At 50.4% G+C, this 17,915-nt stretch carries 18 protein-coding genes and 1 CRISPR repeat array; of the genes, 7 read left to right on the plus strand and 11 right to left on the minus strand.

Annotation, left to right across the window (positions count from 1 at the left end):
* The first annotated feature begins 309 nt into the window (after window positions 1-309).
* The 3 genes from EPA93_RS06920 (at window position 310) to EPA93_RS06930 (ending at window position 3,587) form a co-directional block, all read left to right on the plus strand.
* Window positions 310-738: a VOC family protein gene (locus EPA93_RS06920; RefSeq protein ID WP_129886349.1), complete on the plus strand. Its 429-nt coding sequence runs from the start codon at window positions 310-312 to the stop codon at window positions 736-738.
* A 324-nt stretch (window positions 739-1,062) separates the two neighbouring features.
* Window positions 1,063-2,004, plus strand: coding sequence for a helix-turn-helix domain-containing protein (locus tag EPA93_RS06925; RefSeq protein ID WP_129886350.1), 942 nt, complete (start codon window positions 1,063-1,065; stop codon window positions 2,002-2,004).
* A gap of 164 nt (window positions 2,005-2,168) precedes the next feature.
* The gene (locus tag EPA93_RS06930; protein WP_242527338.1) at window positions 2,169-3,587 is read left to right on the plus strand and encodes a cytochrome P450; all 1,419 of its coding nucleotides are present in this window, start codon (window positions 2,169-2,171) and stop codon (window positions 3,585-3,587) included.
* A gap of 112 nt (window positions 3,588-3,699) precedes the next feature.
* Here the strand turns inward: EPA93_RS06930 and EPA93_RS06935 are convergent, their stop codons facing one another.
* From EPA93_RS06935 to EPA93_RS06970, 10 genes are all read right to left on the minus strand, one after another.
* A complete protein-coding gene (locus tag EPA93_RS06935; RefSeq protein WP_129886351.1) occupies window positions 3,700-4,428 on the minus strand; it encodes an SDR family oxidoreductase in 729 nt (242 codons plus the stop codon).
* Between the two features lie 96 nt (window positions 4,429-4,524).
* A complete protein-coding gene (locus EPA93_RS06940) occupies window positions 4,525-4,824 on the minus strand; it encodes an ArsR/SmtB family transcription factor (protein WP_165422931.1) in 300 nt (99 codons plus the stop codon).
* A 352-nt stretch (window positions 4,825-5,176) separates the two neighbouring features.
* Window positions 5,177-7,081 (minus strand): right-handed parallel beta-helix repeat-containing protein, encoded by a 1,905-nt coding sequence (locus EPA93_RS06945; protein ID WP_207229469.1) that lies wholly within the window; start codon window positions 7,079-7,081, stop codon window positions 5,177-5,179.
* 136 nt (window positions 7,082-7,217) lie between these two features.
* On the minus strand, window positions 7,218-7,982 hold the full coding sequence (locus EPA93_RS06950) for a MerR family transcriptional regulator (protein WP_129886353.1): 765 nt from the start codon (window positions 7,980-7,982) through the stop codon (window positions 7,218-7,220).
* Window positions 7,983-8,899: 917 nt separating this feature from the next.
* A complete protein-coding gene (locus EPA93_RS06955; RefSeq protein ID WP_129894456.1) occupies window positions 8,900-9,544 on the minus strand; it encodes an HAD family hydrolase in 645 nt (214 codons plus the stop codon).
* A 68-nt stretch (window positions 9,545-9,612) separates the two neighbouring features.
* Complete coding sequence (locus EPA93_RS48235; protein ID WP_165422932.1) at window positions 9,613-9,780, minus strand: hypothetical protein; 168 nt, start codon at window positions 9,778-9,780, stop codon at window positions 9,613-9,615.
* Window positions 9,781-9,949: 169 nt separating this feature from the next.
* The gene (locus EPA93_RS06960; protein ID WP_129886354.1) at window positions 9,950-10,237 is read right to left on the minus strand and encodes a hypothetical protein; all 288 of its coding nucleotides are present in this window, start codon (window positions 10,235-10,237) and stop codon (window positions 9,950-9,952) included.
* A gap of 1,624 nt (window positions 10,238-11,861) precedes the next feature.
* Window positions 11,862-12,415: direct repeats of the CRISPR family, unit length 37 nt; unit sequence CTTGCAGTACCCTCAAAGCGGGCCATGCCTCCTCAAG.
* 540 nt (window positions 12,416-12,955) lie between these two features.
* On the minus strand, window positions 12,956-13,099 hold the full coding sequence (locus EPA93_RS48240; protein ID WP_165422933.1) for a hypothetical protein: 144 nt from the start codon (window positions 13,097-13,099) through the stop codon (window positions 12,956-12,958).
* A gap of 189 nt (window positions 13,100-13,288) precedes the next feature.
* Complete coding sequence (locus EPA93_RS06965; RefSeq protein ID WP_165422934.1) at window positions 13,289-13,819, minus strand: flavoprotein; 531 nt, start codon at window positions 13,817-13,819, stop codon at window positions 13,289-13,291.
* A 76-nt stretch (window positions 13,820-13,895) separates the two neighbouring features.
* Window positions 13,896-14,222: a hypothetical protein gene (locus EPA93_RS06970; protein WP_129886356.1), complete on the minus strand. Its 327-nt coding sequence runs from the start codon at window positions 14,220-14,222 to the stop codon at window positions 13,896-13,898.
* 353 nt (window positions 14,223-14,575) lie between these two features.
* Here EPA93_RS06970 and EPA93_RS06975 point away from each other — a divergent pair, with 353 nt between their 5' ends.
* Window positions 14,576-15,277 carry a PIG-L deacetylase family protein gene (locus tag EPA93_RS06975; RefSeq protein WP_129886357.1) on the plus strand — a complete coding sequence of 234 codons (702 nt, stop codon included), beginning with the start codon at window positions 14,576-14,578 and terminating at the stop codon, window positions 15,275-15,277.
* A gap of 75 nt (window positions 15,278-15,352) precedes the next feature.
* On the opposite strand, the gene EPA93_RS06980 is transcribed toward EPA93_RS06975, so the two are convergent.
* Window positions 15,353-16,630, minus strand: coding sequence for a helix-turn-helix transcriptional regulator (locus tag EPA93_RS06980; protein WP_129886358.1), 1,278 nt, complete (start codon window positions 16,628-16,630; stop codon window positions 15,353-15,355).
* Window positions 16,631-16,861: 231 nt separating this feature from the next.
* Between EPA93_RS06980 and EPA93_RS06985 the strand changes: the two genes are divergently transcribed.
* The 3 genes from EPA93_RS06985 (at window position 16,862) to EPA93_RS06995 (ending at window position 17,867) form a co-directional block, all read left to right on the plus strand.
* Window positions 16,862-17,116, plus strand: a complete 255-nt coding sequence (locus tag EPA93_RS06985; protein ID WP_129886359.1) for a hypothetical protein — start codon at window positions 16,862-16,864, stop codon at window positions 17,114-17,116.
* 65 nt (window positions 17,117-17,181) lie between these two features.
* Window positions 17,182-17,433: a hypothetical protein gene (locus tag EPA93_RS06990; protein WP_129886360.1), complete on the plus strand. Its 252-nt coding sequence runs from the start codon at window positions 17,182-17,184 to the stop codon at window positions 17,431-17,433.
* Window positions 17,430-17,867 (plus strand): response regulator, encoded by a 438-nt coding sequence (locus tag EPA93_RS06995; RefSeq protein WP_129886361.1) that lies wholly within the window; start codon window positions 17,430-17,432, stop codon window positions 17,865-17,867. The genes EPA93_RS06990 and EPA93_RS06995 overlap by 4 nt, the downstream gene beginning before the upstream one ends.
* Window positions 17,868-17,915 lie beyond the last annotated feature (48 nt).

Here is a 17,915-nt window from a genome sequence, read left to right on the forward strand (position 1 = left end):
GTAGCTCATATGTGAACGTCGCGCCATGTCATGTGAGAAAGAATGAAGTTGTTCCAGAAGCGATTTTCGAGAGAGCGCGCCATTTTATACGAGAAAGACCGGTAGTTTACACCAATGGATCTTTCAAACTGGCTAACGCGAGATGTCCAGACGGGCTACAACCACTCGCATCCTTGAAAACGTAATTGCACTCAAGAGCTTGATTATGAAACTTTGTAGAGCCTATCATGGAACTGGACTAGCAAAAGAACGTTTTCCAGAGAAGATCATGGGGTCGAGATCGAACAGGAAGAAGCAAAGGACGAAAACATGAAGCCAAGAGTGACAGTAATTACCTTAGGCGTCAACGATTTGGAAAAATCTCTCCAGTTTTATCGTGATGGACTTGGTTTGCCAACCCAAGGAATTATTGGCAGAGAATTTGAGCATGGTGCGTTAGCTCTTTTCGACCTCCAGCATGGTTTAAAGCTGGCTATTTACCCCCGCAATGACCTGGCATTCGATGCAAAGGTCCCTTTGAGTGTACCAAATGCCACAGAATGCACCGTTGGTCACTACCTTAAAAATAAGGCCGAAGTAGATGCGGTGATGGAGCAGGCCAGGCAAGCGGGAGCTCTTATCACTGATCAAGCACATGATCGCCCCTGGGGTATTTATTCGGGGTATTTCCAAGATCCTGATGGCCACTTGTGGGAAGTCGTCTGGGACCCACGATTTGAAACGGAAATTATTGAATAGGTTTCGGCCTGGTTGCTGGCTTGCTTATTTCCTCTCTTCAAAAGCTGGCGCTCTCGTAATCTGGGCCCTATCTACTTTCAAATTGCGTACAGCGTACCGAAGGTACCAAACTCCCACGGGATGCACAACGCGCTAAAATCGCTTATACAAAGGCTCCCACTAAGCCCAGATGGGGATGCAGATCTTGCGGAATTTCTGCGCTTTCGGCTACAATAGCGGTAGAAGTTTTCTCAGGACACGGATCAGTCAGATCTTCGATTGGTCCAATCGGCTTAGCGATGAAAGCGCGTGCAAAGCATCAAATTAAGAGAGGGAGCAACCATTATGCCTGAGAAGTTACCAATTTCCCAGGAGGGAGCAACCAAAGCGTCTGATAATGCGCCTCCTTTGCCAAAACTGCTGGCTTCCAGTCAAGAGTTGGGGTGGGAGGGAATCGCCGTGCAGGCTTATCATGAGCCAGCTGAGCTTGAGTGGAGCGGTCCGGGTTCGCCCGATAGCTCCCTGATCCTGGTCGCGCGCGGATCTCTTCATATGGAGCATCGGCCCGTCAATGGGTCCTGGAGCGGGAAAAGCTTTTACCAGGGAGATTTACTGCTGCAACCTGGCGTGACAACTGCTTCCGAGCTGCATTGGAAGGGCCTTTCCTCGGAGCCGCTTCATTTGCTCTATATCCATCTAAGCCAGGAACTGCTTTCTCGCACTGCCCAGGAACTGACAAAACACGATCCTGCGCGCCTCGATCTCATCGGGCATGCTGGCTTCCATGACCCCTTGCTGAGCCAGCTCGCGCTTGCGCTCTGGCGGGAATTGGAGCAATCTGCTCCGGCCGGGAAACTCTATGGGCAGGCTGCTGCCCAGATGCTTGCTGTTCACCTCTTGCGCCATTATACTGCTTTCTCAATAGATATACAGGAGCGTTCTCAGGGCTTCACTCCTCGTCAGATGAATCATCTCGTTGACTTCATCCTTGCTCACCTGAGCGAAAACCTCTCGCTTGAGACCCTCGCTCAGCAAGTTGGCTTCAGTCCGTATCACTTTGCGCGCTTATTCCAGGAAACAACTGGAAAGAGTCCCCACCAATTCGTGAAGCAACAGCGGATCGAGCGGGCCAAAAAGTTGCTAAGAGAGACAGATGTTCCGCTAGCGCAGGTTGCCTTAGAAAGCGGTTTTTCCAATCAGAGCCATCTGACGCGTGTGTTCAAACATCACCTCAACCTCACTCCGCGTGTCTATCGCCACGATCGCTCAATCTCAGCGCCTTTTTAACATATTCGCAAGAATGTGCAAGATGAGCTCAGGTTCTTCACTCTATGATAGCAAGACAAAATTGCTGACAGCTAGAGATTGCACGCTTGATGGTCTTTTTGATCCGGGCGTGCCTATAATCGTGCGCTGACTATTTGAGGATAAATGCCACTCTTTGGAGGTACATGATGGTGACAGATACCGCCGTTCCGCGTCCCAGATCGTCTCTCCCCGGTCCGCAGGGTCTTCCCCTGCTTGGCGCGAAAATGCATTTACTTCAGCTTTACTTGCATCCATTTGTGCGTTTACGAGAGTTGTATACGACCTATGGCGATATCGTTGTGCTGACGAGGAATAATCCCATGCTTGTCTTCGCCTTTGGTCCTCAGCATAATTTTAGCCTGCTCTCCAACCCTGATCTTTTCTATGCAAGCAGTGAGAAGTCTTTTGAGAAGGTCCCGCGCGGGACCGCGTTTACGCACATCTTGCGCAATAATTTGCAGCATTTGGATGGCGAGCCACATCAGCGGCAGCGCCATTTGATGATGCCAGCCTTCCATGAGAGGCAGATTGTAAACTACCATCGTGATATAGTTGAGCAGACGCAAAGCTTGCTTGATAGCTGGGGGATTGGGCGTGAACTTGACCTGGCACGAGAGATGCAGCGGCTCACTCAGAATGTGGTTGACAAAACGTTGTTCGGGCTTGCTGACGACGAAAAGGTAGCACGGCTGCGCGCACAGATCCACAAACTAACGAAAGTTATGGCCCTGGGCGCGGGATTGCCCATAGATTTTCCTGGTTTGCCATATCGCCAGGCCTTGCAGCTCGCGCAAAAGTTTGCCACGGAGATGAGGGAGCTCATTGAGCAGAAGCGGGGCCAGGCGGAAGCGACAGATATGCTAACAGTGCTGAGTCAGAGCCATGATGAGGTCGGCGAGAAGCTCACTGACGATCAAGTGATCGGCCAGGTCTTTGCTTTCTATACTACTGCTTACCAGACAATCGCCAATGCCCTGACCTGGACAAATTTTCTGCTGATGCAGCATCCGCACATCCTCGCCAATCTGCTCGCTGAACTTGATGAAAAATTGCATGGTGCGCCCCCAACCAGCGCGCAACTGTCTCAATTGCCGCTACTGGAAGGCGTGATCAAGGAGGGTCTGCGCTTGTTCCCACCCGCGATAATCGGTAAGAGAATCGCGATGAGCACGTGTGAGCTGGGTGGCTACGAGCTTGCGGCAGGCACCACTATTGTGTACAGCGAGTTTCTCACCCATCGCCTGCCCGAGCTCTATACGGAGCCAAATCGCTTTCGGCCTGAGCGCTGGTTGACGCTGGAGCCTTCGCCCTATGAGTATCTGCCTTTCAGTGCGGGACAGCATAGGTGTATTGCTGCCCCGTTTGCTATGCAAGAATTAAAGATCGTGCTCGCGATAATGCTCCAGCGCTATCGTCTGGCCCTGCGACCCAATCTGAAGCTCTCTGTTGATTTCACTATGCGGGCAAAACCTGGTATGCCCGTGCGCATCTTTGCCCAGGATCGCCAATTCAAGCGCACACCGGTACGTGGCCCTATCCTGGATATGCTAGAGGGGATTTGATGGGACAGGTAGCTCTTGCGCAGATAGAGCGTGTATCTCCCTCTCATGCGAGGAAATCAAAAAAGAGGGAGATATAATTTATATTGCTATTGCCTCATTTGTGAGGTGCAGCTTACCAGGGCAGCGAACCAGCCTCGCCAAAAAATCCTCCGCTGGGTCCATCGCTTGCTAAGGTTGCGTAATGCACAATCGTCTGGGCCGCTTGCGCGGGAGTGCGTGTGGCCTGCGGGTTCATTGCCGTCGCCGTCCGTCCCGGATCAACAGCATTTACCTTAATGGCGCTCTGCTCCAATTGTTTGGCCAGAAAAATGGTAATGCTATTCACGGCTGTCTTGGATGAAGGATAGGGCCAGCTAAATGGGCGCAGAGCTGCTGCTGGCGCGTTACTAAGCGTGCCCAACGAAGCCAGGCCGCTTGACACGTTGACGATACGTCCGGCGCTAGAACGATGCAGCAAAGGGAGCATGGCCTGAGTCACGGCAAATAAGCCAAAGACATTGGTCTCGAAGATCGCACGAATCTTATCCAATGGCCTTTCTTTTGGTTGGCTGTCTTGAACAGGGGCAATGGCCGCGTTGTTGACCAGAATATCAAGTCTGCCGTAGCTATCGTTGATTTGCCGGGCTGCCTCTTCAATGCTCTGCTGATCAGTAACATCTAACTGTATGGCCTGAGCCTCGATCCTCTCTGCTACTAGCTGCTGTGCGGCCTCTTTTCCCCGCGTCCAATTGCGTGAGCCGATCAGGACAAGTATGTTCTGCTTCCCGAGTTGGCGCGCCACTTCTAAGCCGATCCCCTGGTTGGCGCCGGTGATCAGGGCAATCTTTTGGGGCTGAGGCATGATTTTGAGTTCCTGCTTTCTACTTTTTTCACCATTCTGTCGATTGACATTTAGATATGTTTAAACTAATCTACCGATCTTGACAAAAAAAGCTCTTTATGGCTCTGTGTGGGTCCAGCAGCGCTTAAGGGTATCTGCTATATCTTGCAAGCCAAGAATAAGCATGTCTCGATTGACTCGATAGTATGTTTCTTGGCCGCTCTTTTCGGCCTGAACCACCCCGGCCTCCTTCAAAATTTTGAGATGATGAGAGATCGTTGGGCGACTCAGACTGAACTTGCTGGCCAGATCGCCAACATTCATCTGTTCTTGCTTGGCTAGCTGATCGATGATTTCTAAGCGGGCTGGCTCCCCCAGCGCGGTCAGTAGCCGGGTCATCTTAGGAATGTCAAGCACGCTACTCTCCATTAGTAGATTGGTTTAAACCTATCAACCAATGGAGAGTATATAGCACCACACGCTCTTTGTCAACTTGCTAATCTGCAGCTCGTGGCTTTCCAGCTCTCATTTTCCCCATCTCGTTGCTGTCGAGCAGGAAAGGAGAATTTGGGGCGCGAGCCCCATTACGACACCCACCGATATGATTGTTTACACACATTAAAAGTTTCCATTGCGATTCTTCAATGGATCGAAGGGATGCAACCAGAGCCGGAGCTGGTGTACCAAGCATTTTCCGCTTGTTGCCCGGCCTTGCGCAAAGAGATCAGCTTACAACGCTGATGTCCGGGCAACCTCGCGAAAAAGTGACCTACATTTGCAATAGATGAAGGTAAGAAGGCTCAAGGCCAGCATTGGTCACGATGTCAGCACTGGCAGGATTGTCAAGCAGAGCTGGCTCGAAACCGTCTCTTGGAAGGCGTGTATTGCCTGCGACTGTGACATATTCTGGTGGATTGTCATAACCGTCGGGATTCATATCCCAGAAATTGCCAATGAACGCCACATGCTGAAGTGGGGGTTCGACTTGCAAGGCGGTTGGCGTGTCGCTGTTATAGACGACATTGGCCTGCATAGTCACCCAGGAGGCTCCATAGTCGACGTAGAGCCCGAAGTTGTATGATGTGATGGTGTCATGGATGACGTTGCCGCGTACCACTGTGCCACTCGCAAAAGATGCGCCCTGGTTGCTGGAGATATAGATTCCTCCTCCGTCCGCCAGCACCTTCATCGTATTGAACACCAGGTTGTTGAGCACAGAGGTATTACGTGCGGTCGATCCGCCATAGACAACGATGCCGCAGTGAGGCACATCGTTGATCTGGTTATGGACGATTGTCGAGTCCTGGGTTTCTGCAAGGTAGATCGCTGGTGATCCATGATACTCAAGTCCGGTGTGGTGGACCCAGTTATTCTCGATCCGGTTGCCACGATTCTCTCTCGAAGAAGCACCTGTTCCGATGACGATGCCTGCAGCCGAGACGTCGTGAATCACGTTTCCTCGTATCAAGTTGTCTTGACAATCTTTGGAGAACTCCAGGGCATTGGCTCCCAGGTGTGAGAAGCGACATCCCTCGATAAGAATGTGAGTCGCAGATGAGAAGGTGACATTGCCTGGCATCCGTGCCGGATCACTGGGAACCGTCACTGACGACTGTGTTTCCGGATCATAGATGACTGTCTCGATATGCCCACCGTTATAGTAGGTAATTCCGTGATAGTGCAGGAAGCCCTCTGGCTTGCTGGGTTGCAACCAGGTAGCATGAGCGAAGGTGATTCCTCGTAGCGAAAGGTTGTGGAGTGGTGCCTCTGCTGTTCCCTGACCGCTTACCAGTGTCTCAAGGAGCGGAGCTATAACGCTTACGCGTGCAAGGTCTTCACCAGGACGTGGCATGTAGAACAGGATGTGATGTCCTGGTCGGGAGCGGTCGAGGGCGAAGGTACCCGGCTGTGTCAGAAAGCTCACACTGTTCTCGATGGCTGTTGGCGAGCCCAGGCCGGTCCAGTTTGCACGATCTCGGCCTTCAACAGTATAGAGCTGGTTGGCCCAGCTGAAAGCAGGCTGATCCATTGTGATTGTAGTGGAGTGCTGGTCGCCAGTGATACTAGCAACGCCACATCGGGCAGAGGACCAGGGATAGATTCCCTGGTACACGAACTCGATATCTGCCGGGCTGCGCCAGGACTGAGGAGTCGTATCGTGCACGACATAGCCGGTTTCCGTTCTAGTGAGCGTTGGAATGGATGGTAACGATGCCCTCTGTGCCTGTTGACCGTCTACAAAGAGCTGGCGAGTGTTTAGATCACCAACCTCAGCCTGCCAGATAGCAGAATCTTCGTCGTAGGGTTGCCAGCCCGAAATCTCGCGTCCCCCACTGAGTACAACATGTTCTTGCTTGTTTGTTCCGTAGCCATATGCCTGATAGATGACGTCATAGCCATGCTCGCCAGAGTCTCCCGAGGCGGCCAGGAATTGCAATGGCGTTGCAAGGAAGTAGGTACCTGCGCGAAGGTTGACGATAATATCTGATCTCTGATTTGCGGTGTTCGCTCGTACATGCTGTTGTGCTTGTTGAAGTGTAGCGAAGGGTTGCGCGTAAGTGCCGGGCCAGCAGTCCTTACCTTGAGGCGCAACGTAGAACTGGTGTTGGGGAATAGGGGCTTCAACTGCCAGAGCAGAGCCTTCGGCTTCATGCTGATCATTGATCCTGGTCATGTTTCCTCCTTCTGGATTGGAGCAAGCACTCAGTGAGGTGCTCCACTAGCTTTGTGTGTGTCGTTTTGACACGCATTGCCATTATCCAGGGTTGGAGTGATGTTGTAGGGTTTGAGCAAGGGAGAATTGCGCTGTTCTATGAGGCATGAGTCATCTCAATGAGAGAACCGAGCTGGCGAATAATTGCTTGCGCTCGGTTTTCCAGTTCCAGCAAGGTTGAATGCCAGCGATCCGCGATGATCTCGATATATTCGACATCGCTCTCCTCACGCGGAATCTCCAGCGTAGCATGCAGATTCTCGGTGTGACCGGCATCAAATTGTTGGAGCATGCGGAGAATCGCCATGAGGCTGTATCCTGATTGCACCAGAGTTCGGATGACGCGGATGCGTCCAAATTCGGAAGGTCCATAGAGACGATAGCCATTGGAGGAGTCGCGGGGAACCGTGATCAAGCCGTTGCGTTCCCAGTTCCGCAGCATGTCTACCGTGACATTGAGATACTGAGCCGCTTGGCGGATATGCATTTTTTGATGCGTTGTTTCTCGTATCTGTCCTACTGCCCAGCGCTCAAGAAACTCAAGAGCAGCCTCAGTAGTAGTGATTTCCATGCGCACATACGCGAGGTAGCGGTATGCCTGCTCCAGGGCCTGAGCAAAGTCCCCATGGGCAGCGTATTTCACCAGATCAATAAGCAGGTTTTTGTCTCCCAGATAGGGGGTACTCAGAGTGAGATGGGCAAGACGTGCTTGTTCGAGGTGCAGGGTTGAGAACTGGCGATATCCATTGGTGCCGCGTGGAATGTCTGAAAAATAGCCCCATGATTCATAGAGCCTGATGGTATTGACGTGGACCCCAAGCTCTCTGGCGATATCGCTGGTGCGCAATGGTCGTGATGCCATAGAGGTACTTCTCCTCGCTCGATCAATTTCTAGCAGACACTGCAAAGCCTACACTAAAAACAAAGGTTTTAGCAAGAAGGACATGCCTTGCTAGAGGGAGCTTCTGGTTTGTGGATGTTGTCTGTCGAATAAAATGGATCTTACGCACCCTGCTGATCAGTAGTGTGGTACGCTAAGAGCTTGAGATGTTTCGTGCGTTAACCATTTCCCTTAAGAAGGGAGAAGATCTAGTTTTAAAAACGCGAGATCTTCTGGTGTCAATTGCTAGCCTTTGAGAGGTTTTGATAACCTAAACATTCCACTTCATTGAAAACACGTACGAAGGTAGTTGGCGAATGTCGGGGACGGCTCATCATAGCCAATGAGACTGAAAGTTGTAAACTTTGGAATGATGCAACTCTTTCCCAATGCGGAGGAGTATCTCTGCAATTGCCACTCCACCAAAGCGGGGGAGACCTGCATTTCGGGCCATTATTATCAAAAAGCAATTCTTTTGCTAGCTTACCTGATCTTTGAGGGAAGGACAAGGACACAATTTTATCGCAATGGAAACCTTGAATATGTGTAAACAATCCGGTCGGTGTTCCCGGTTAATAGCTTCGTCGCGAGCAAGTGAGTTGGCCCTTAACAATCCCTTTTTTGAGAAGGGAAAAGCTCTACCCTCGAAACGGGCCATGCCTCCTCAACATGAGCATCTAGCGCTCACAGCGAGCTTGAAGCACCTCTTGCAGTGCCCTCGAAACGGGCCATGCCTCCTCAACCATGGCGTTACCACTAGAAGCACCGGTCGGGGCTGGCCTTACAGTCCTCTCAAAATACATAGTGGTAGTGTCCTTGCAAAAAAATCTGTTAGCTGGCTGCAAGAGCCGAATGTGCTCAAGGAGATAATGCGAGATCTCAGACTGGTACATGCTCTTTCAGGTTCCTTGAAGAATGATATCCTTCAATTCAATCAGCGTTTCGATTCTATAGCTTGCCTGTGAAAAGTCTTGGGCTTTTGTAAAGTCGTTAGAGACAATGGCACAGTCAATACCAGCCGCCACGGCTGAGGTCAGCCCTCTTGATGAATCCTCTACAACCAGTGTCTCTTCTTTGGTGGCTCCCAGGCGCTTTAAGCCAGTCAGGTATGGTTCCGGGTGCGGCTTAGCGAGCTGGTAGTCTTCGCGAACAAGGACGAACTCCATAAATTGTGTTATTTGGCGCTTTTCATGGATAATTTCAAAATCCACACGTTTTGCAGTCGTCACGATAGCCATGCGGACGTATTTTGCTAGTTCAGCAAGCGTTTCAACGACGCCTTCAATCTCAATGGCCTCTGTACGCAGATATTCCTGATAATACGCATTACGAATCTCACGCTGCCTGCTGATGGTCTGCTCATCAATACCTGCCGCCCTGGCTTGGGCCCAAGCGCCCAATCCGTCTTTCATGTCCCGCAAGTATTGATCCTTGTCCAAAGTAAAACCAATGTCTGCCAGGGCGCGTTCTCCTGCTTTGTAATACCAGAATTCGGTATCCACCAGAACACCATCATGATCGAAGAGGATGTACTTTTTCCCCATCTTGAACCTTTCCGGGAGCCGCGGTGGTGTCGTGAGTGTGCGACAAACGGCTCGTTCAGCTACTTCCTTCATAGATCGTCTCCCACAGAGGAGATTGGATCACCAGTATCGGTCCTCTTTTGCGACGATGGCGCATAGGTGGCGCGTGGCGAATGATCACAAACCATTCCACCTCTTCTGCCTCCCACAGCGGCAATTGAGGATTCTAGTCTTGCAGTGCCCTCAAAACGGGCCATATCTCCTTAACAACCCCTTATTTGCTTGTAGCAACCAATCCTCGAAATCTTGCAGAACCCTCAAAGCGGGCCATATCTCCTTAACACTGCTTAAGCGACCAACCCAGGTAGCCTTTCAATTCTTGCAGTGCCCTCAAAACGAGGGCCGCAAGTAATGCATGAAGGGCGCTTAGCGTAATCCTCCAATCCCACTGCGCCAATCACTGCCAGTATGTTGCATTTGAACCTCAGCCTCATAGCTGTTATTGTGAGTTGCCTCCATCTGCTCTCTGGTAAGCGTAGCATCTGGAGGAGCGATGATCTTGCGCCATTTCCAATCAACAAGGAAAGCACAGAGCAGGCCACCCACGATGCAGCCAATCCCCAGGGCTGAACCATGCCCGAAGGGAATAAGGCTTCCAATGAAGCCCCCGATGAGCAGGCCAGCAGCGACGAAAATGATGCCGTAGCGTTTCATCTCTTGTCTCTCTATTCTTCTAGAAAGGAAGAATAATCTTCAGCAAAAACGCATTTAATAATTAATTCAACTCAGCTCATGAATTACTTGCGACCCTCCTCAAAGCGGACCATGCCTCCTCAAGACCGACTGAGGAAGATTCTTGCAGCTGCTCTACTTGTCTTGCAGAACCCTCAAAGCGGGCCATCTCACCTTAACTCCTTCTTCTCGCCTGGCTGAGTACGCTCGATCTACACTTGCAGAATCCTCAAAGCGGGCCATCTCACCTTAACCCATTCATGCTGTAGTTGCTGCTCATATTAAGCAGCTGCACTTGCAGTACCCTCAAAGCGGGTCATGCCTCCTCAAGATCTGTTTTTCAACCCGGCACGCCGTCGAGAGAAGCCTTGCAGTACCCTCAAAGCGGGTCATCTCACCCTAACTGCGCGATTTCCTCATTGCGCGCGGTGTAACCTGCTACGCTTGCAGTACCCTGAAAGCGGGCCATGTCTCCTTAACTGCAAACAGTGCTCTCTACCGATCCTGCTCTTCCTCTTGCAGTATCCTCAAAGCGAGCCATATCTCCTTAACATTAGTGCCGTCAACGATGTCGATATACCCTTGAGCCTTGCAGTACCCTGAAAACGGGCCAAGCCTCCTCAACTGGATGGACCTCTTAAGTGTCACTAGAAAGGCAAGGCATCAAAGCGGGCCATCTCCCCTCAACGGCCATCTGCACTGTTTGAACAAGCCCGGCGGCAAAACTTGCAGTACCCTGAAAACGGGCCATCTCACCTTAACGACTTTGCCAGAGGCGAGGCGAGCAAAGGCTACGGCTTGCAGTACCCTGAAAGCGGGCCATCTCACCTTAACAGAACTGTTATTCGATGAATACAAGCTGTACGACATGCTTGCAGAATCCTCAAAGCGGGCCATCTCTTCTCAACGCTGGTAAGGGCTAGCATCAGCGGCGACCATTAATTTCCTTGCAGTACCCTGAAAGCGGGCCATCTCACCTTAACTCAACTCGCTGAAAGTGTCCGCAAAAATGATATGTCTAGCAGTACCCACAAAATGGGCCATGCCTCCTCAAGCAAAATCCTCCTCTGCTTCTTCCTTCGACTCAGATCCGCTTGCAGTACCCTGAAAGCGGGCCATCCCTCCTTAACAACGCGGTATACCGTAATGTACGCCTCGATTGTTCCATACTTGCAGTACCCTGAAAGCGGGCCATCCCTCCTCAACTGGGTTGTATCAAATGATTGATAGGCTCGCGGAGTCTAGCAGTACCCTGAAAGCGGGCCATATCTCCTTAACCATATGATACTGCCAACTCCCGTATCACCCTTGCACTTGCAGTACCCTGAAAACGGGCCATATCTCCTTAACCAAATCGTTGGCGCTATATGCCTCTTTGGCGAACACTTGCAGTACCCTGAAAACGGGCCATCTCACCTTAACTCAAGCAGGAACGCATAGAGACGATCCTCCGTGGACGACTTGCAGTACCCTGAAAACGGGCCAAGCCTCCTCAACGACGCTTCCTTGCTCCTGCATCAGCAGTTACAGGACTAGCAGTGCCCTCAAAGCGTGCCATATCTCCCTAACGCAGAAGCACGAGGCTTTAATCAATCCTCATTATCACCTTGCAGTGCCCTCAAAGCGTGCCATATCTCCTTAACATTGGATATGCACGTTACAAAGAAATGCAGCAGGAGCCTTGCAGTACCCTCAAAGCGGGCCATGCCTCCTCAAGATGAGCGATAAAATACCAGAGCCCCGTTATGCCACATCTTGCAGTACCCTCAAAGCGGGCCATGCCTCCTCAAGTTTGCTCTAAGCGAGTATCACACAGGTCCCGTTCCGGCTTGCAGTACCCTCAAAGCGGGCCATGCCTCCTCAAGGGTGTGGTTATTGGTTAATGGTGTCGAGACTGTACAGCTTGCAGTACCCTCAAAGCGGGCCATGCCTCCTCAAGGGCTTAAGGACGCTCATCGTGATATCACTGGACTCTGCTTGCAGTACCCTCAAAGCGGGCCATGCCTCCTCAAGACCAGAAGAAAACCTGATGTGCTTAAGGCAGTAGTCTAGCAGTACCCTCAAAGCGGGCCATGCCTCCTCAAGAGGTAGATCTAAAAAATGTTCAGACCCTCAATGTCCAGCTAGCAGTACCCTCAAAGCGGGCCATGCCTCCTCAAGCGCAGCCCTCTCTCGCGCAGGCGAGGGTATGATTTCCCATTTTGGACGCGCAAGCCCCTTTCCAGGGCGTTGTAGCGCGCCGCTTTTCCAGCCGCTTCCACCAGCTAGTATAGCATAAGTCACCTTTTTCGAAAATCGGTTTTTGCCCAAAAAGCGCCAGGATTTGCGAAGCTTTAATATTTACTTACACCCTTTTTATGCGCCACTACATGCACGTTCAATGGCTCATGAGGGCAAGATTGGCCCGCTTTCTCAACCTCGCTGAGGAGGTTTTCGAATCAGGCCTATGGCGAGCCTTCATTTGAGCACTTCAGGCATCGACACTCACTTTGTTCTTATGACCCGAATGTCCTGCTTCTCTTCTCCTCTAATCTTTAGCTTTAGGATATGTCAAGAGGCTAAATGCGCATATGGGGATATATAATAGCCTTTTGAGTGCTGCTGTACGGCTAGGCGCCAAAGTCAGGCAAACTGATTACGGCTCTAGGCACGCTATTCTACCAATTGATAGATTTACTCAAAGATCTCGCGATCGACCGGTCAGCCTCCACCTTCGTTATTGACGATCAGATAATTGCCGGTCTTGCTACGCATACCGTTTATCACAAATGGCTCGGGCATTGCTGCGTCAAAGGAGACGTCAGTGCGCACATATTGAGCAAAACCCTCCTCATCCTCTGGCACCGCATGCTGGTATCTCGTTTGTATCGTGGCTTGCCTGCTCTCCTAGCTCGCCTTTGTCGAGCTAACCACATCGTATCCACGCTTAAATATAATAGGAAATAGAGAATATGATAACGCCTGCACTGATAATCACCACCTCAGTTGATTGATTCATCTACAGGGAAGCGTTTCTAGAAAGTGGTGCGGCTCTTACATATCCCCTTTGAGCTTGCGTACCTCCGAAACAAGCATGCCTCCGGGAACTTCATTGCGCGGTGGATAAAGCTCGGGATGATAGAAGATATGCACGCCATATTCTTCAAGGAGCTTCAAGCTGCGTCCAAAGGCAGGATGTTCGGCAAGCTTGCCTTTTCTCACGACCGGAACGGCCAGGATGGGCACTTTCATGCCGGTAAATTCGCAGAGCAAGCCTAAAGCCAGATTATCGCTAATTCCCAGCGCCCATTTATTAATAGTGTTGAAGGTCGCCGGAAAGACGAGCAGAGCATCAGCAGGCGGGAGCACATCAGGATCACCGGGGCGTTTATAGCTGCTGCGTACCGGATGGCCCGTGAGCTGAGTAAGCCGCTCGTTCTCCACAAAGCCTGTCGCGCTGGGCGTCAAGATAACGCAGACTTGCCAGCCATCGGCCTGCAGCAAGGGGATGTGATCATACAGTTGAACCGCTGCCCCGGCTGCGCATGCAATAATATAAAGGACATGCTGTTGTTCTTCATTCACAATCTTTCACCTCTCAATACTTCTTTGAGATCTTTCATCCTTGGATGCTTGCCAGATGGCGAGATGAGAAGCCGCATTACAATGGAAGATGCTTCATAGCCTCATCAAGCGCTCCCAGCTCTGTTGGGGAAGCGCCCACATGGCAGAGGAACGCCTGCAGGGACTGTAAACGCAGCACAGGAACACGCGAAATAAAACGTGTCTCTGACAAACTTTGTGCAGCCTGCAGAGCGTATTGAAGGGCTTGTCCTTTCTTGCCTTGCAAGGCATACGTAGTAGCTACATCTACAATGAGCGTGGGTGGCCTATGCCTTGTGCTTCTATCAAGCTCCTCTAGCGTCCCTTGTAATATTTCCTGAGCCTGATCAACATAGCGCCTCCTGGTAGGTTCGTTCTGCGCCAACCGTAAGTAGCATGCGCCTTGATAGCCTCTCTATTGGCTCGGCTCAAAATGCGCCCAGAAGGTCTTACCCCAATTTCGACCCGTCTCTCCCTTCCTGATAGGGATAAACGAGCCGGAACTACGTATTATACATATGATGCTCTTTAAACTCGATCATCTACTTCTCTTGAATTTATTCTCTACAATCGTGCAATATACCTCATTATTTATTATATAACACAATTGAGGAGAAAAATTTAATACTGGCTAGAAAAAATGAGAAGTTGCTTAAGAGCCCGTTTCCAAACGCCTTAGATGATATACTGTGAGAGTATTCTATCTTTTTACATCTCTTGCAAGAAAGAAGGTTAGACATGGCGGCTCCAGCACTTCTTCCAACTGAAGGATCGCGTGTCCTGGCGATTCTGGCTCATCCCGATGATGCCGAATTTCTGTGTGGTGGCACGATTGCCAGGCTTGTTGAAGAGGGATATGAGGTTCATTATTTGCTTGTGACACGAGGAGAAAAGGGAAGCGATGATCCTGAGATGACAGCGGCTCGCCTTGCCGAAATACGAGAACATGAGCAAAGAAAAGCAGCTTTCGCGCTAGGAGTACAGAGTGTCACTTTTTTAGAGGGCTACGTTGACGGAGAAGTGGAGGTAACCTTGACACTACGGCGAGAGCTCGTCTGGCATGTGCGAAAGCTGCGCCCTAATGTCGTCTTGACCTTTGATCCTTGGAAAAAGGACGAGCCGCATCCCGATCACCGCGCAGTAGGGATGTGTACGCTTGATGCTCTGGCTTGTGCGCGTGGAAGAATGTATTTTCCAGAGCAATTGGTGGATGGGACAGGTCCTCATCGTGTGAAGGATATCTATTATTTCTCCACAGATAGACCGAATCATTGGGTTGATATTACCAGTGTTATAGACAAGAAAATAGCTGCGCTGCGTTGTCATGCTTGCCAGATGCTTAATTTTGACCCGGAAGAATATATTCGGCGCAAAGGGAGCCAGGCTGGCGCAGAACATAAATATAAGTATGCTGAAATGTTCCATCGGGCTGTCTTTTAGCTTGGTGAGAAGGGCGCGGTTGCCATCAACCAGTATGGCAACCGCTTGATTCGTTCATGAATTTTGTTGATGCAATCAATACAATCCCAACTCAACACCCAGATTACATATGTAGGGATTGTTTGGAGCAAGCTCAGATAACATGTTATATAAACGAGTCGTTTCTACGATCCCCTGTTGAGAAGAGGCTACACGTGCATATTGTAACGCTTGTTTAGCCGTTTTGGCGCTCTTTTCGAATTCTCTATCCACAAGATAGCACTTTGCTTCTGTGAGGGGGAGATACATGCCTATCGGTAAGTTATTCTGTTGGAGATGCTTTTCAGCTGTCAATAAAGATTCCTGGGCATCTCTCAGTAACTCCTTTTTTGCACGACGGTGTGGCTGTTTCAGTAGGGCTACCAATTCATCATCAGTTGTGTGATATAAAGCAAAGCGCGTCAACGTTTTGGCGCGCTCATGATGAACCGCGTATAAACTGAAGGTTAAAAAAGTTTCATCCGGCTCTACTTTACCTTTATAGATGAGATTTGCTGCGGCATCTTGCCACTTACGACATTGTAATTTGATTTTTTCGTCACCTTCCCCAAAGAGTGCTTCTATCTCTGCTCTTAAAAGATAGCAACTTCCTTTGAGCGGACCACGTGCATGCTCGGCGAGGGATAAAGCTGCTTGTATATCTTCACGCGCTTTGTTATGCCGATGCTGTGTAAGATGAACGCGCGAACGGCGATAGAGAGCGCTACTGAGGAGTTCTTTATCTTGTAGAGATGTGGCAAGCTCTACGGCTTGCTCCGCATGCCCAAGTGCTTGAGCATCTTGCTCATGATGCTGGGCAATGTTAATGGCATGTTGATGAAAGCGGCTAAGTAAATCTTGCCAATTCTCTTTTTCGGACCCTGGAGACTGATGGACAAGCTCTTCAAGTTCGCGGAGATGTTTATAAAAACGGTAGGAGGCTGTCATAGAATATCTATCAAGGCTCGTATGTGCAAACATGAGAATATCCTCATATAGCCCATATGCATTCTCATGTAGAAGATCTTTAATATGCTCAGGTGCGTCGGCATAACATCCAGCAGGAGCATCATCAAGAATACTTCGCCACGTCAGACCAAGGAGCATTGGAGGAATTCTAAGTACTTTACAAAGAAAAATGCGTCTCTTCATTTCTGCTAGATACTCTAACTTTTCCCAATAGGCGACAGTTTGCCGATCAACACCACAGACAATGGCGAATGCCCCTTGTGATTTCCATCCACGCTTGACACGATAATCTGCAATAACTTCTCCCATATGGGGAAGCCCGTAAAGTCCTGAGCGATATTTCCCATAATGAGATACGTCACTCATAGTAATCCTCTCCTTCTTCAAACAAAACCCACATATCCATCACCATTGTAACGTCTCTCAATGAATATATCAACTTTTCAGTATCCCAATTATGCTATAAATCTTCTCTGCATGCTGGACAGTTTTCTCTTGTTCCTCATTTTTCACTTCTGTTAAGCTTACTTCCAGAGAGTTGCCTGGCTACAGCTTTCATAAAGAGTAGGATAGAAGTTGAGGCTATAAGGAGATATTATGAGCAATGCTAGTAACAATCAATCATGTCCCCCAACGCAGCAAACGATATTGACCGTGCTGGGTCGGCTCAATCAGGCCTATCGCGCCTATAACCCTTCGTTGCCCTCGCATATGCGCGTGCAGCTCACCACCACCTTCTATCAGCACTACAGATGGCTCTTGAGCTGGCGCATCCCCTTTCGTTTCGATCAAGTGCAGCGCTGCTATCTTCCACTCGCTTCTCTCTACAACAGTATGTCAGGTGCTTATTAAGAAAGCTCATAGAGCAGCCTTGAATGGATGAGCGAAGAGAGCCATGAAGAGAAAGGATTTTGCGCATGAAGAATGCTGGAGAGGGCGGCCTCAAGCCGTCGCGGCAAACTATACTGATCGTGCTGGATGCCTTGAGCCGAGCCAAGATGGTGCTACCAATCGCGCAGCTGGCCTATGAAAAGGAGAAATTGACGGAGACAATCAGGGCGTGTGTGGCCTGGCTTGACCACTACCAGGTAGCGTACCACTATGACAAAACGTGCCACATGTATGTGCTTGATCTGCCTGCTGAGAAACAGGAGGGAGCAGAGCCATGAAGCCTGTCTGTTTGTTGCCCGCTCTAGAGCCGGCGGTGGGCTCGATTCTTGTCGCCGACGATTCGCCCACGGTGCGCAAGATCCTTGAATATACCTTGCGGCGTGAGGGCTATCTTGTGCGTGCTTTCCCTGATGGAGTGAGCATGCTGCGCTGGCTGCATGGTGGTGGTTCCGTGCCACGGCTGATCTTCCTGGACCTGGTGATGCCGCGCATGGACGGCTACCAGGTCGCCAGCCATTTGCGCAAACAAGCGGCCTATGCCGGTACGATCCTGGTTCTGCACACGCGCTGCAACGGTCTGCTTGATCGCCTAAAAGCACGCTTGATTGGTATCGAGGGCTACCTGGCAAAGCCAAGCACCACGCAGCAGATCCTCAGCCTAGCTGGCCACTACTGCTCGCCGCCGCTTCCAGAGGAGGTTCTCTGGCCTTGAGCATTGCGGCAGTTCAACATACAGTCACTCTCAGTGGAGAAGGAGAGA

It is taken from the genome of Ktedonosporobacter rubrisoli (assembly GCF_004208415.1).
Taxonomy (GTDB): domain Bacteria; phylum Chloroflexota; class Ktedonobacteria; order Ktedonobacterales; family Ktedonobacteraceae; genus Ktedonosporobacter; species Ktedonosporobacter rubrisoli.